Source organism: Sphingobacterium sp. BS-2, from assembly GCF_046161205.1.
Lineage (GTDB): Bacteria > Bacteroidota > Bacteroidia > Sphingobacteriales > Sphingobacteriaceae > Sphingobacterium > Sphingobacterium mizutaii.
The window spans coordinates 221,507-235,441 of the sequence record NZ_JBIXGO010000014.1 but is presented as its reverse complement, the minus strand read 5'-3'; the positions used below and the strand labels follow the sequence as shown (position 1 = coordinate 235,441).

10 protein-coding genes are annotated in these 13,935 nt (G+C 40.0%); 2 read left to right on the top strand and 8 right to left on the bottom strand.

All coding sequences use genetic code 11. The annotated features are described in order from the left end of the window. Window positions 1-55 precede the first annotated feature (55 nt). Complete coding sequence (locus ACK2WI_RS06275; RefSeq protein ID WP_409150108.1) at window positions 56-1,183, bottom strand: hypothetical protein; 1,128 nt, start codon at window positions 1,181-1,183, stop codon at window positions 56-58. Between the two features lie 213 nt (window positions 1,184-1,396). Between ACK2WI_RS06275 and ACK2WI_RS06270 the strand changes: the two genes are divergently transcribed. Further along, the gene (locus ACK2WI_RS06270; protein ID WP_409150107.1) at window positions 1,397-2,692 is read left to right on the top strand and encodes a CitMHS family transporter; all 1,296 of its coding nucleotides are present in this window, start codon (window positions 1,397-1,399) and stop codon (window positions 2,690-2,692) included. 108 nt (window positions 2,693-2,800) lie between these two features. Here the strand turns inward: ACK2WI_RS06270 and ACK2WI_RS06265 are convergent, their stop codons facing one another. Further along, window positions 2,801-3,313 (bottom strand): hypothetical protein, encoded by a 513-nt coding sequence (locus tag ACK2WI_RS06265; RefSeq protein WP_409150106.1) that lies wholly within the window; start codon window positions 3,311-3,313, stop codon window positions 2,801-2,803. 547 nt (window positions 3,314-3,860) lie between these two features. On the opposite strand from ACK2WI_RS06265, the gene ACK2WI_RS06260 reads away from it, so the two are divergent. Continuing rightward, the gene (locus ACK2WI_RS06260) at window positions 3,861-4,328 is read left to right on the top strand and encodes a hypothetical protein (RefSeq protein WP_139185446.1); all 468 of its coding nucleotides are present in this window, start codon (window positions 3,861-3,863) and stop codon (window positions 4,326-4,328) included. Window positions 4,329-4,403: 75 nt separating this feature from the next. Here ACK2WI_RS06260 and ACK2WI_RS06255 read toward each other — a convergent pair whose 3' ends face one another. The 6 genes from ACK2WI_RS06255 to ACK2WI_RS06230 all read right to left on the bottom strand — a co-directional run bounded on the left by ACK2WI_RS06255 (window position 4,404) and on the right by ACK2WI_RS06230 (window position 13,916). Beyond that, complete coding sequence (locus ACK2WI_RS06255) at window positions 4,404-5,372, bottom strand: discoidin domain-containing protein (protein WP_169918999.1); 969 nt, start codon at window positions 5,370-5,372, stop codon at window positions 4,404-4,406. Between the two features lie 11 nt (window positions 5,373-5,383). Further along, window positions 5,384-7,213, bottom strand: coding sequence for a RagB/SusD family nutrient uptake outer membrane protein (locus ACK2WI_RS06250; RefSeq protein WP_409150105.1), 1,830 nt, complete (start codon window positions 7,211-7,213; stop codon window positions 5,384-5,386). 8 nt (window positions 7,214-7,221) lie between these two features. After that, window positions 7,222-10,392 carry a SusC/RagA family TonB-linked outer membrane protein gene (locus ACK2WI_RS06245; RefSeq protein WP_409150104.1) on the bottom strand — a complete coding sequence of 1,057 codons (3,171 nt, stop codon included), beginning with the start codon at window positions 10,390-10,392 and terminating at the stop codon, window positions 7,222-7,224. An 846-nt stretch (window positions 10,393-11,238) separates the two neighbouring features. Further along, window positions 11,239-12,327 carry a dipeptidase gene (locus ACK2WI_RS06240; RefSeq protein WP_409150103.1) on the bottom strand — a complete coding sequence of 363 codons (1,089 nt, stop codon included), beginning with the start codon at window positions 12,325-12,327 and terminating at the stop codon, window positions 11,239-11,241. Between the two features lie 8 nt (window positions 12,328-12,335). Continuing rightward, window positions 12,336-13,442 (bottom strand): D-TA family PLP-dependent enzyme, encoded by a 1,107-nt coding sequence (locus tag ACK2WI_RS06235; RefSeq protein ID WP_409150102.1) that lies wholly within the window; start codon window positions 13,440-13,442, stop codon window positions 12,336-12,338. 3 nt (window positions 13,443-13,445) lie between these two features. Then, entirely contained in the window at window positions 13,446-13,916 is a 471-nt protein-coding gene (locus ACK2WI_RS06230; RefSeq protein WP_409150101.1) for a RidA family protein, read from the bottom strand. Window positions 13,917-13,935 lie beyond the last annotated feature (19 nt).

Genomic DNA, 13,935 nt, shown 5'->3' with positions numbered 1-13,935 from the left:
GTTATTCATAATCAAGAAGAAAAACCTAGAAATACTCAAGAAAAGAAACATGATTTTACTCCAATAAAACAACATCCTTTCTTGGATTCAGCAATAAGATGCTTTCCTCATTCAAATGAGACTTCAGTTCCTCATTTTCATCCTTGTCCAAATTCTTGTATTGCAGTTTATACTGTTTACTGCTATTTCCATGTCGCCATTCTATTATCTTACAATTACAGGCAGCATTTTCTTGGGTATTTATGATTTGGTTCAAACTTCCAGCATCTGCTACTTTATGGTATAAATTGCGGATAGCGATGATCCCATCCCGATTATCTGATTCGAAGCTCCATGTTGTAGACAAAGCGACCATCCTCTTTTTCAAGGTATCCAACCTTCCTAAGGAGTGGCTTGGCGAAAGGACCTCCCCATTCTTCTTCCGACTCACATAACTATGGATGGATACAATAGCAGGCGAATTATAGACCATATAGCCATAATGATTGATATTGGCGCCATGACGGATGAATTCAAACTTCCCTTTATGGTATTTAATTTCAACGATGTTGTTAACGAATTGACGAAAACGGTTTGGTTCATTAGACCTTGCCTGAGGGGCACCTGTATAATATAACCAGATCCCCGATAAAGCTTTAATTTCCGATGCCAAGGGGCTGTATGAGACTTCAATACCCTTTTCTTTACGATTCAACCGGAGTATTATTAAACCTAACAAAAGAATAACGATTAGACTGGTTAGCAGAAGCAATAATAATACTTTAGGTTTCAGAACCAAATTGCCATACAACAAGGATTTCCTCCTAAGTGGTGTGGCAAATTCTTTATCCTGATTTGCCCTGGAACCTTTGCCAGTCAAATAAATTAAGCAGGCATCGATGAGATAGGGACGCGGATTGCTGACAATGCCAAAATAAGCATCCTTTAATTGCCCACCTGTGATATCGTATTTCCGATTGGGGTAGTTCAGATTAGGTTGTGCATCCTCTTCATAAGGATCATGAGCTAGGTCTGCAGAAGTATAAGGCAATTGCCTACTGATTTCACTCAATACCCTAGCCAATTTGCCGTAATTCTCCCGATTGGTATTTCTGATTAATATATCGCCGGACTCTTTTTCGTACTTTTCAAATACCCGTTCCATTAATTCAATCAAATCTTCCTTATTTGAAATAATAACCATATAATATTAAATATTAAGCACTTACCCACTTTCGAAAACCTTTCGGAAACCAAAATGGACCTTTAGAATCATTTCCGAATGCATAATCACAGCCTATTTCTTTTACATATTACTAATTTGCGAAATAATTGTAAAGATAAATATTTTATCAACGATTAAGTTTTTGTTGCTTAAAATATATCTCCCTAGATAATCAATTAAAATAAATCTTATATGCTAAGTATTATTGGCTTGATAACAATCTTGATCATTGTTATCCTCTTGATGGGCAAGCGTTTTTCACCCATTGTGGTTCTAAGTATAGTACCTTTGGTAGCTGCATTGATTGCAGGTTTTTCACAAAGTGAAATAGCAACATTCTACACCGAAGGGATCAATAAGGTAACGGGGATTGCCGTTATGTTTATTTTTGCGATCCTATTTTTCGGCATCTTGCAGGATATCGGTTTTTTCGATCCACTGATAAACTTTGTCCTGAAGAAAACGGGATCAAACCAAATCGCTATAACCTGTGGCACCGTTATTATAGCTGCCATTGCCCATATTGACGGTTCGGGTGCATCCACTTTTCTATTAACGATTCCACCCTTGCTTCCCATATACCAAAGGCTAAAAATGAGTCCGCATCTGCTGCTATTGTTGGTCGGACTGAGTGCTGGAGTCATGAACCTGATTCCATGGGCTGGTCCAATGGGCAGGGCCGGTATTATAATGGAAATGGATCCCTTCGAATTATGGAAACCTTTGATTCCTATCCAGATCATGGGTTTTCTGCTTGTCTTGATAATGGCCTTTTATTTTGGATGGCGAGAGAAAATGAAAACCAATGGTAAATTAGTTGAACTAGAAAATCAAGAACTGACACCTGGAATGCACAGCCAAACTGAAACCATTGACAAAGAGCACATTAAACCACTTTGGTTAAACAGCTTGATTGCCCTTTTTATTTTTGTTTTACTATTCTCAGGGATTCTTCCACCAGGGCTGATTTTCATGTTAGGATGCAGTATCATTCTCTTTATTAATTTTCCCAAAAAGGAGCAACAGATGCGACGCATAAAAGTCCATGCGCCAAATGCACTGCTTATGGCATCCATCATTATTGTTGCAGGGTCCTTTATGGGTATTCTGAGTGAAAGTGGCATGCTGGAATCTATTGCCAACGATCTTGTCATGGTATTGCCTAAGCAGGCAGTCCCCAATCTTCATTATATTATCGCCTTCCTAGGTGTCCCAATAGAACTCTTGCTCAGTACAGACGCCACCTATTTTGCACTGTTCCCCGTTATCGAACAGATTGTTTCCGAATATGGTGTCGACAGCAGCCGGGCCATCCAATTTATGATGGTAGGAAATATAGTAGGCACATTTATCTGTCCATTTGCTCCGGCAGTATGGTTAGCTGTGGGATTAGCCAATGTAGAATTAGGAAAATATATCAAATATGCCTTCCTATGGGTCTGGGCTTTTGGAATCGTCTTATTGCTGATTATGTACCTATGGATGTAATTCCCAAAACCCAAATCACATGAAGATATTTAATCGAATACAAAAAATGGATCTCGATATACTTTAAAGTCTATTGAGATCCATCCTTTTAGTTTTCCAATAAAACCTTTACCGCACCCTCATTTCATATTTATTAATCATTTTGTTCAACCAAGCGTCTTTTTCCTCAAAAGTTGAAAGCGTTCCTTCCTCATCATTTTCCTCCAAACTTTTAATTATTTCATCAACGTGTTTCAAGTTTAATGCCTTTGCCACTTTCCGAATTTCATCATCAGACCATTCGTTTTCCCACCAAAAAGAAACCTCATCCAACCAAACACCATCCCAGGTGAACAATTTTGGTTCATCTATGTCTTTTTCCAAATCGTAAAGGAAAAATCCTTTATTTGTAACATCATAAGCCAAAATTTGATAACTATTAAAATTTAATATCGGCTTATATTGATCCACTTGATAAGTTTTGCGTTCTTCATCAGTTAATTCCAAAATCGACTCAGGCTTGGAATAATTATATTTCATCAACTCAACTATTTCAGGGTCTGAGATATTCCCATTGAAGATCTCCAACACCAATTCAGGTAATTGAAGTGTTTTAATTAATTCAAAGACTTCTTTTTCCAATCTGTTTTCCATGCTGAATTAGCTAGTGTGTAAATAAAAAATGTTTTCAAGCATAAAATAACTATTTCTATTCAATTTTTTGGATTTTAAGTAAATATTAATGGAGAACCAGGATTGAGTTCCATTCCCCCTCAACTCCCCCTCGACGGTTATCGAGCGAAGCCGAGATGCCGCTCGGGGATCAGCCCCAAAGGTTGAGACGATCATCAGCGGTACCGAGATGACGATCACCTAATGGATATTTGAACCAGGATGGATGGGATGGGAGGATAAACCAAGAACTGGGAATGAACCAGGATGGGTTAGACGGGCTAACCCACAAAGGATGGGAGGATGGACCAAGAACTGGGGTGCTACCCTCCTTTCACTAACCAATACAACAATAAAACAACTTTGTTAAATATTTTTATAACTATTAGGAAATAATTGCGTTATTTTGCATCAAATTTAAATAATGAAAATTCTACTCACCATTACTTTAATTTTAATTCCTTTTTTATCCTTCGCTCAGAATCTAACGTTAGAACAGTTTCTTATGCTCCATAGCATGGATTCAAATAAAACCATCAATTATCTTAAGAAAAAGGCCTGGAAAATATCAAGTCTGACAAATGAAAAAGGAAATATTTTTATTGTATTGAACCATAAGCCTGAAACGAATTATGAATATTTGGCAAATAAAACAGTTAGTGTTTCCAAAAATCAATATATAAGAAGAAATGAAGAGTCAAGGATACAGCTATTTTCCTCATCTCAAAATGTTGTCAAGAGTATTTCCTTAGAAATCTTTAATCCACAAATCTTCAAGAAATTCAAATCAGGATTAAAAAACAACAAATATTCTATTTTTGACCACTTCTTCTTAGGCGACAAAATGGTACAGCTATATAAACGAAATTCAACCATTATCCGAGTATTGACAACAAAATCGAAAAATTCAAGCTTCCAGAAAATCAACTTATGGAAGGTAACGGTTATGTCCGAAGATTACTATTCTAATTATTTTATTGAATAAAAAATGGCCGCTTATTTCTAAACGGCCATAACCTAATTAATCTAATAATTATCCAAACTTAACTAACGCTTTTCCTTAATACCCCAATACATCAATTTCAGCTAGGTGGGTAGATGCCTGTCCATTGAAATTATCTTTAATATTGATCTTGATCTTTTTCAGGAACTGTGCTGGAACTTCAAATTTCTGCATCTCAATCTCTGTCCTGTCCATCACCTGATCAACCGCTAAGGTTTTCCAAGTGGTACCATCGGTACTTCCTAAAATATCAAAGGTTTTAAAGCCATTGGTATTATTCTGTCTTCTGGTCAGTCCAATCTTCGTCACATATACATCGGCTTTGAAATCCACTTCAACCCAATGTGGGAAGTTTGGCTGGTTCCCTTGCCACTGCGTATGCCAGAAGGTATTGATGCTGTTATCGATTACAAATTTCACTTTTCCGTTAGACTCGCCCTCTCCTGTCAACTCTTCTGAGTCTGCCTTAGCTTCCCAGTTTGTTTTTGGTTGAACCTTCTCCACGACCGCTGCATAATAAAGGATAGTTTTTCCAGTTGGGAAAAAGGAGTATCCCTGATCATTGGTAGCGGTTAGTGCTAACATATATTCCTTGCTCAGATCAAATTTCTTAGGATTGTAAGTCAGTGTCAAATATTCAGAACTAGTCTTTCCCTTAGGGATCACGACTGACTCCTTATCGATATTGAAACTTCCTGCTGGAAATGGCAATAGCAATTCTTGTCCATTGATCTCACGGATCTTATTGACGCTGTCCAATGCTTTTTGGTCTTGCGCAAAGCTTATCCGCAGATCTTCTGCTGGATAACCAACACCACCATAATTAACTCTAAACTGGTCTTTTCTTTCATCGATCTGAGGAAAAATCACAAGGTCTTGCCTGCCATCAGTTGCCTTCTGTACATTTAACTTTGCTTCTTCTCGGGTATCGTTCAATTCTTCATAGGTTGGCACATCTTCCTTACAGGAAACCATGGCCAATAATCCTAAGCAGATTGCAATAAATGATTTATTATTCTTTTTCATAAAATTCATGATTAATAGCCTGGAATCTGTACCAATTGTTTATTACGGTCAATTTCCATTTGATGCCAAGGCATAAAGTAATTTTTGTCCTCCCATGGTGCTCTCAATACAGCAGGCACACGTTTATAGAAATCAGGACTATTGATAGCCGTACCTTTTGTCATATCCATACCTTCATAATTTCCACCTTGTCTATAACCTTCTTGGTCAGCAACTTTCCATCTTCTTACATCAAAAAAGCGCTTTCCTTCAAAACATAACTCTACTCGACGCTCTGTACGGATCTCTTGTCTTACACGTGCTTGTGATAAACCTGATGCCAATGCCGGAAGCCCTGCTCTGGTTCTTACCTTATTCAAGTAAACCAATACATCTGGGTGGTTTGGTTGTGCTTCATTCAATGCCTCTGCATAGTTTAGATAAAGCTCTGATAACCTGATCAACATGGCTGCACGGTTAGTTGCATTCGATGGGTTCACAGAAAATGAAGGATGAATATTTTTTCTAGCGGTATAACCTGTTTTAGGCCAATCCCTAGGAGCACCATTTTTACCTGAGTTACCTGTTGCGAAAAATTCAACCCATTTCATCCCTGTTTTTGGAGCACCCGGAATCAATGATCCGTTGAAAGTGATATAAGAATAGAACCTTGGTTCGCGGTCCATATACATTTTATTGGTTCCTTCTGCATAGTACCTAGTTTCAACACTTGAATAGGTATTTTCATTATAAGTACTGCTTTGTTGGATGGTTTGTCCATTTTGCATTCTGAAATCATCCACCAACTCTTGAACAACTGCCAATCCATTGTAAGCTGTACCCGAGATCGCTCTTGGCGAAGCATGGATTTCCCATTGGTAGCGGTTGGTAGCTGGCCTTAACCAGATACCTTCTTTTTGGTATCCATCCCAGAATACATCTCTTGTTGAAAGGTATGCCGTTTCAAAATCATTGGCACCCGTTTTTACAAATAATGCTTTTCCATTTCTTTCTGCTAGGTCAATGGCTGCTTTAGCTTGGGTAGCAGCTTTTTGCCAACGTGAGGCATCATAAGTTGGATTGATCAATTGCTTGCCATCCAAATTTCTCCAGTTGGACATAGCCGTATTACCATTGTATAATGGACTAGCATGGAACAATAGGATTTCAGATTTTACTGCTTCCGCAACCATGCGGTTGATACGACCTAATTGCGTTCCATCAACTGTCGTGGTTCCCATTTGGAAATGCTCTACCGGAAGGTCTTTGATCGCCTCGTCTATCTGTGCAATGACAAAAGCCACTGACTCATCCCAAGAACTTCTTGGAATCTGGTAATTCTCACCCGCTGCATCATCACTTACTAAAGGAAGGATAACCGCTGGACCGTGCATTTTCATTACTGACCAGTAATAGAAGGCCCTTAAGAATTTTGCTTCCGCCTTATATTCCTTGACCAAGGTAGCACCATTCTCCGCAGTCAATAACTCAGTACAACGGTCTACATTATCAATGAAAATCTGAGCCTGTCTGATTTTATTGTAATAATTGACATACATGGTATTCACATTATCAGCGGACAATGCGCCTGAATTCGCTGGGAATTCCTGCCAATTGGATACGTCCATTTCGTCGGTGATCGCTGACCAAAAGTAATTATATGGCTGATCCCAAACATCCTGGATCGGAGAATACAAACCTCCCCAATAGTTTTCCGTTTGTGCACGGTTGGAAAATATGGTTTCAATATTCAATAGGTTGTCCGGTTGTGCATCGAAGAACTTATCGTTGCAACTGTTCATGGACATCGTTGTCGCGGCAAGCAACAACATGATCGATATTTTTTTATAATTGATTTTCATTGCTGTTCTTATTTAAAATTTAGTCTTATCCCCATATTGTAAACTCGTGTAATAGGGTAAGCTGTTCCTCTACCATCACCCATTTCTGGATCCCAGAAATCCCATTTTGAAACCGTGAACAAGTTGGTTCCATTCACATAGATCCTGAACTTAGAAACACCAATTCTATCCAACCATGATCTTTCTGTAAAGTTGTAACCAAATTCTGCTTGCTTCAAGCGAAGGAAATCTGAGCGATGCAACCAATATGTACTTCCATAGTAGTTGGTCGTAACGGTTTCATTCGTCGATAATCTTGGGTACAAAGTTTCTTTATCAGGGTTATTTGGATCCCAACGGTCTAATAGGTTGGTATACATGTTTCCATAAGTAGCACCTTGTGAGAACGGTGTTACAGCAAATCCACTTGCATAGTTTAGATCGACCATACCAGCACCTTGGAAGAATAAGCTCATATCAAATCCCTTAAATCCTCCACCTAGGGTAATACCGTAAGTCAATAATGGAGTCGAACCATAACCAATAGCCGTTTGGTCATTGGAGTTAATGATACCATCACCATTCAAATCCTTGTATCTGATATCACCCACACGCACATCACCAGCTTGAGATGCAGAGTTTGCTATCTCCTCGTCTGTCTTGAACAAGCCTTGGTCAATGTATCCGAAACGTTGTGAAATGCGGTGCCCTTCTCTGTTCAGGTATGGGAAAGCCCATGGCGGTAAGTTATCTTTTACAGCACGGTTAGAGTTGTAGTTCATCGTACCTCTAGCCATAAAGAAACCATTGGTCATTTGCTTGTTGTACTCCAAGGTTAAGTCAATACCCTTGTTGGCAGTCTCGCCAATATTTTTGTAAGGAACGTTTCCTGAGTTATATCCCGATACATAAGGAATATCCAAACCTTGCATCAAGATGCCCTCTCTATCTTCCTTGAATAATTCAGCTATAAATTGCAATTCGCTATTGAATAGGTTGATCTCGAAACCGATATTATGTCTGTAGGAAGTTTCCCAAGTTACATCACCACGCATCAAGGATTCTACATAACCTGTAAAGCCTCTTTGCGATCCTGGAATACCGAAATTATAAGAACCTCCACTTTGTCCAAATCTGGTTAGGTACAAGAAGCGGTTTCCAGTATTCGAGTTTCCTGATGAACCATATGAATAACGTAATTTCAAGTGATCGATATGATCTTTCAATGGCTCGAAGAAGGCCTCATTTGAGATCACCCATCCTAAACCTACAGATGAGAACAATCCAAATCGGTTATTTGGCGTAAAGTTGTCCGATCCTGAATAGGAGAAGTTGGATTCAAAAAGGTATTTTCTATTGTACGCATAAGTTGCTCTTCCCACTAAATTTCTATTTCTGTAAGGAATAGCTGCTTGGTACGAACCAACATTGGATGCTGCATCTGAGAAATCCGTTTGGTTGAACAATAATAAACCGCCAACCTCATGGTCTCCAAATGCACGGTTATAGTTCAATGATGCTTCTGCATATAGACGACGGGAAGACGATCTTCCCAATCCAAAGTTTAGGTCTGGAGATCCTGCATCCGTCAAGTTCAAAATTAGGTTTCCTTCATCATCTCTGCCTTCTGCAAAATAAGCAGGTAGATTTCTAACCCTGGAAAGTACGGATTGAACCGTAGCATCAAATGCGAATAATCCATTTGCACTCAATCCTTCGGTCAAGAAGCCTAATTGTTGAGTCAATCTCAGGTTGGAACGAACTACGTTGTCATATCTGTTATTGATACCTGATTGCGTCAAAGCCTTGTAAGGGTTTTCTGTAGCTCCCTTCACAAATGGCCATGAACCATCCGAGTATTGAACTGGAATAACATGTGGAGAGGTCTGTGTCGCCAAAGCGAAAATATAGTCCCTACCCCTTGCCGGTTCATTATAGTTTTTCAAGAAACCATTGATACCAAAGTCAATCTTGGTATTTGGGGTTACATTGACGGTCAAATTACTGGTGAAATTAAATCGATCTTCTTTCAATGCTGAATTATAGGTATCGATATCTTCAGTTTTAAACTGACCAGTTTCATTGTAATAGCCTAGCGACAAATAATACTGGGCAATATCTGCACCACCGGTAATATTTACGTTGGCTCTGTTATTGGTAGCATTGTTTTTGAAAAGCACATCATACCAATTCACATTAGGATATAGATCCGGATCGGCACCTGTTCTGTGCAATTCTATTCTTTCAGGTGTGTAGAATGGCTGCTTGCCACGCATGGTCAAACCTTCGTTGAACAATTCCATAAAGGTTGGTCCATCCACAAATTCAGGTAGATAGGTAAAGCCTGTGATACCCTGTTGAAGTTCGGCTGAAATGGTTGGTTTACCAGCCTTACCTTTACGGGTATTGATGATAATTACACCATTCGCACCTCTCGTACCGTAAACGGCAGTCGCGGTTGCATCCTTCAGGATCGTGAAGCTTTCGATGTCCTCTGGATCGATATTGTTGATATCACGATCAGGAACTCCATCCACGATCAATAATGGCGATTGCGGAGAACTCGCAAAGGTCGATACCCCACGAACAAAAAGGTTTGCTCCACCAGAACCTGGACCTCCACTACGCTGCGTGGCTACTACCCCAGCCAAACGACCGGCGATTGCAGTAGTCAAGTTAGCAACTGGAACCTTAAGCTCTTCTCTCTTGATGGTCGCTTGCGAACCCACATTACTTTCTTTCTTCTGCGTACCGAATCCGACAACCACAACTTCGTCGATTCCTGCCAGATCCTCATTTAAAGTTACGGTGATGTCCTTTTCATTCTCTGAAAGTGGCACTTCCAGAAATTCAAATCCTACCAACTTGAAAACAAGTGTAGCATTTGATGGTACTTCGGCGACGAATCTACCATTTGCATCGGTAGAAGTCAGCGCTTTGGTTTGTCCCTTTACGGAGATGGTTACCCCTTGCAACAGATTGCCATTGGCATCCTTAACCGTTCCTGTGAAAACGGTCTGCTGTTGAGCAATCATGGATACGTTTGGAAATAATTCCGAAATGTTTGTGGCACCTAAAACATCAATTGGACACATTGATGAAATCAATAAGGTTGCTACTGAAACCTGACCCCATTTTGGGACAAGCTTGAAAACATTGGACATAGGTTTTTTAATAGGTTTCCCCTTTTTCATGTTCATAGTTAGCGGTTAGTAAAATTGATTATTGAGGTAATGATAAGAGATAATTAAAAGAAAAAAAACAGCAATCGTTTGCGTAAATTTTCATTGATTTCGTGGTTTTTTGTTAAAAATTTAAATTAATAATAATACAAAATGCCATTTAATCGGTGCTAAAACCATTAAATAGCACATAAACTAATATTACCCCTGTGTTAATAACATTTTTGTTACAAAACTTTATTATGTCTAACAAGAGCATGAGCATGAAAAAATTTTCGGTCGTCCATTCGGACCATATTCGAGAATCATTCGAGGCATATTCGGAAAATTCCGAACGTGGTACGAATAAGGTCAAAATGATATCGCTTGATAGTCGATAAATTGGAGAGATTGGAGATTTATTGAGAAAGAATAAAGAATTTGATTAGGGAGATTAAAAAAGGAAGGAGTTAGTGAAATATATAAATAAAGTTGAGGGGTAGAATTCGGTTGGAAATCATAAGAATTTATATCAGCGAGAGTACGAGATATGCCCGTGCAAACCTGGTTAAATTTAGCTAAAGGAAATGCCGCCAATAATCTTGGTCTATCCTCACATCCCTTTAATCCTGGTTCAAATGTATGCGGCGGGCGTATGCAATTCGCCCCTACAAACCTGGATAATTTTAGCTAAAGAAAATACCGTCAATAATCTTGGTCTATCCTCCAATCCCTTTAATCCTGGTTCAAACCAACGGGCGTATGCAATACGCCCCTACAAACCTGGATAAATTTAGCTAAAGGAAATGCCGCCAATAATCTTGGTCTATCCTCTCATCCCTTCCATCCTGGTTCAAACCAACGCGCGTCTACAATACGCCCCACCTAAGATAAATTCAAACTCCCCCTCATAAACCTCAGCCAATTGCCATTTGCAATCTTCTGAATATCTTCCTCTGCATAGCCTCTATTTCTTAAGATCGGGAAGACCTTTTGAATATCGGCAATAGTTTCTAGATCATAGGGACATTGTTCTTTTCCAAAGGCGCCATCCAAATCACTGCCTACTGCTACATGGTTAGTGTTTCCGGCAAGCTGACAGATATGATCGATATTGTTGGCCATGATTTCCATATTGCAGCCTGTTCCTTTTGGAGTAGATGTTCCTCGAATCCAATTCGGGACCATCATCCAGGCATCCAATGCTACACCAATAACGGCATCCCGATCGATCAAAGCCTTTATCATGTCATCCGAGAATTGCCGGTTGTGATCCACAAAAGTGCGACAATTGTTATGGCTGGCCCATACAGGCCCTTTATATCGATTTAAAGCATCCCAAAATGCATCGTCATTGAGATGCGTCGCATCCAGGATCATATGCAGACTGTCCATTTCCTTGAGTAAGGAAATCCCGTCCTGATTTAACTTACCACTGGAATCGGTGCCATTGGCATATCGACCTGGACCATAATGAGCTGGCCCTAGAGCACGAAGGCCATATTCGTAAGCACGCTCCAGATAAGAAAGGTTGACTATGCTATCGGCTCCTTCAAGGCTCAGGATATAACCGATAGGCTTTTTTTCATCTTCTTTAGTATTATTCCAAGACGCAACATGTGCATCCAGTTCTGATTTTGTCCGGATCATTTTCAGCTGCCCATCCGCCTCCATCGCTTTATACCAAGCCAATTGCCCTTGAGTTTGTGCCCATGCCTGTTCAGGAGATAACCAACCCGGCAGGAAACTTCCATGTTCCACATATCGAGCAATCTGGGTAGCGACGACAAGACCAATATTACCTTTCCGGAGTTCGTCGAAGGTTACAGTCGCTTTAGCCCTGTCGGGTTTATCATGCATACCTTCTTCCCTCCTGTTCAGTTCGGAAATGGGGATCCGTAAATCCCTGTTCCATTCCATGGCATTCATACTCAGATCTAGGTGTCCATCAATCAAAAAAGGCTGTTCTTGCATAATAATGCTTAAATATTCAACATTCTGTTTCTGGCTATGACTTGCCAATTCTTTACTTTTCGATGGTCTTCAATGACTGATACCTTATCATATAAGGCAACGGTTGGACAGATATGTAGCGGAATGGCATACAGCTCAGTCCCTACAGGATACTCCTGGCTATCATTGACATTCAGTACCATGTGCTCTTCGCTTTGTAAGACTGGTACAGCATCGTCTGCATTCAAAAATTTGACTCTCGGCAATGGTGATTCGGAAGCTACGGCTTTATAGCCCAAGTCTATGCATACGCGGTGCTCATTGATCACGGATATGACCCGGGTCAATAATACGGCAGCTACGTCAAAAGCTTGTTCCGGAATCTTCTGGGAATAGCCCCAATCCCAAAATACAAAGGTTCCAGGGCTACAGGCCACATTCGGGCGTTCTGCATGCCGAGTAAATGAAGGCGATCCACCCACGACAATTTTAAGCGGATATGCGCATTTCTCCTGTAAATAATCGAATGCCTCTTTGAGTATATCATATCCAGAATCTGCTTCTTTCTCACGAATGGCAGAATCAACATTATTAATCTGTCCATCATATCCATGTATGCCCTCAAGAACCAAATGATCTTGCGCAGCAATGCAATCCCAAAGGTTTTCTATATTCTTAATGGATGCTCCAGTCCTGCCCATGCCTACATCTAAATCTAGGTAAAAACTGACTTTTAAACCAAGCTCCTTAGCCAGTTCATTGAGGTTTTGGATGGAATCGATATTATCCAACAAGCAGGAAAAATGGGTGTTCGGATATTCTTGGACTAGTTTAAGGAATCGCTTCATATTAGGGCCTACAGGTTGGTAAGCCAAGAGCACATCCTTTGCATTGCTCAGTGCCAGCATTTCTGCTTCAGCAATGGTGGAACATTTGAATTGCTCGATACCCTCATCAATCATCATTTTGCTGACCTCAAGCATTTTATGGGTCTTGGCATGGGGACGCAATCTCGAGGTATCATTTGCCACCATCTTTTTGAGCAAACGGATATTTCGGGTAATCCGATCAGGATAGAGCAAGAGAGCCGGCGAAGCGATACAATCTGAATTTTTTACTTCGAACCAATTTTCCATTTCTTAATCTTGATGTAATTCAAACATGGCTTCAATCTCCACGGGGATATTGTCCGGAAGGGAACCAAAACCTACAGCAGATCTAACGCCTACTCCATTTTCTTCGCCCCAAACGGATGCAAACAATTCGCTGCAGCCATTGATGACATAAGGATGTCTTTCAAAATCAGGCGTGGCATTGACCATCCCCAAAACTTTGATGACACGTTTTACTTTGTTCAGCGAACCTAAATTGGCTTTTATAGTAGCCAGCATAGCCAGTCCGACCTGTCTAGCGGCTAATTTACCAGCTTCCATATCCATATCCTCGCCAACACGGCCAATGATCAAGGTTCCATCATTTTGAACCGTACCATGACCCGATAAGTAAAGATATTTTCCATCGACCAAACATGGTTTGTACACGCCAAGAGGTTTTGGAGCTGGAGGTAATGTTAAACCTAATTTTTCAAATTGTTCATCTGCATTCCACATGATTTATTATTTTTTTGAT

What these genes read in the sequence shown, in the direction of transcription:
- ACK2WI_RS06270 (WP_409150107.1), top strand. Translation starts at nt 1,397, where the DNA reads ATGCTAAGTATTATTGGCTTGATAACAATCTTGATCATTGTTATCCTC.
- ACK2WI_RS06230 (WP_409150101.1), bottom strand. Translation starts at nt 13,916, where the DNA reads ATGTGGAATGCAGATGAACAATTTGAAAAATTAGGTTTAACATTACCT.
- ACK2WI_RS06250 (WP_409150105.1), bottom strand. Translation starts at nt 7,213, where the DNA reads ATGAAAATCAATTATAAAAAAATATCGATCATGTTGTTGCTTGCCGCG.
- ACK2WI_RS06235 (WP_409150102.1), bottom strand. Translation starts at nt 13,442, where the DNA reads ATGGAAAATTGGTTCGAAGTAAAAAATTCAGATTGTATCGCTTCGCCG.
- ACK2WI_RS06255 (WP_169918999.1), bottom strand. Translation starts at nt 5,372, where the DNA reads ATGAAAAAGAATAATAAATCATTTATTGCAATCTGCTTAGGATTATTG.
- ACK2WI_RS06240 (WP_409150103.1), bottom strand. Translation starts at nt 12,327, where the DNA reads ATGCAAGAACAGCCTTTTTTGATTGATGGACACCTAGATCTGAGTATG.
- ACK2WI_RS06260 (WP_139185446.1), top strand. Translation starts at nt 3,861, where the DNA reads ATGGATTCAAATAAAACCATCAATTATCTTAAGAAAAAGGCCTGGAAA.
- ACK2WI_RS06275 (WP_409150108.1), bottom strand. Translation starts at nt 1,183, where the DNA reads ATGGTTATTATTTCAAATAAGGAAGATTTGATTGAATTAATGGAACGG.
- ACK2WI_RS06245 (WP_409150104.1), bottom strand. Translation starts at nt 10,392, where the DNA reads ATGAACATGAAAAAGGGGAAACCTATTAAAAAACCTATGTCCAATGTT.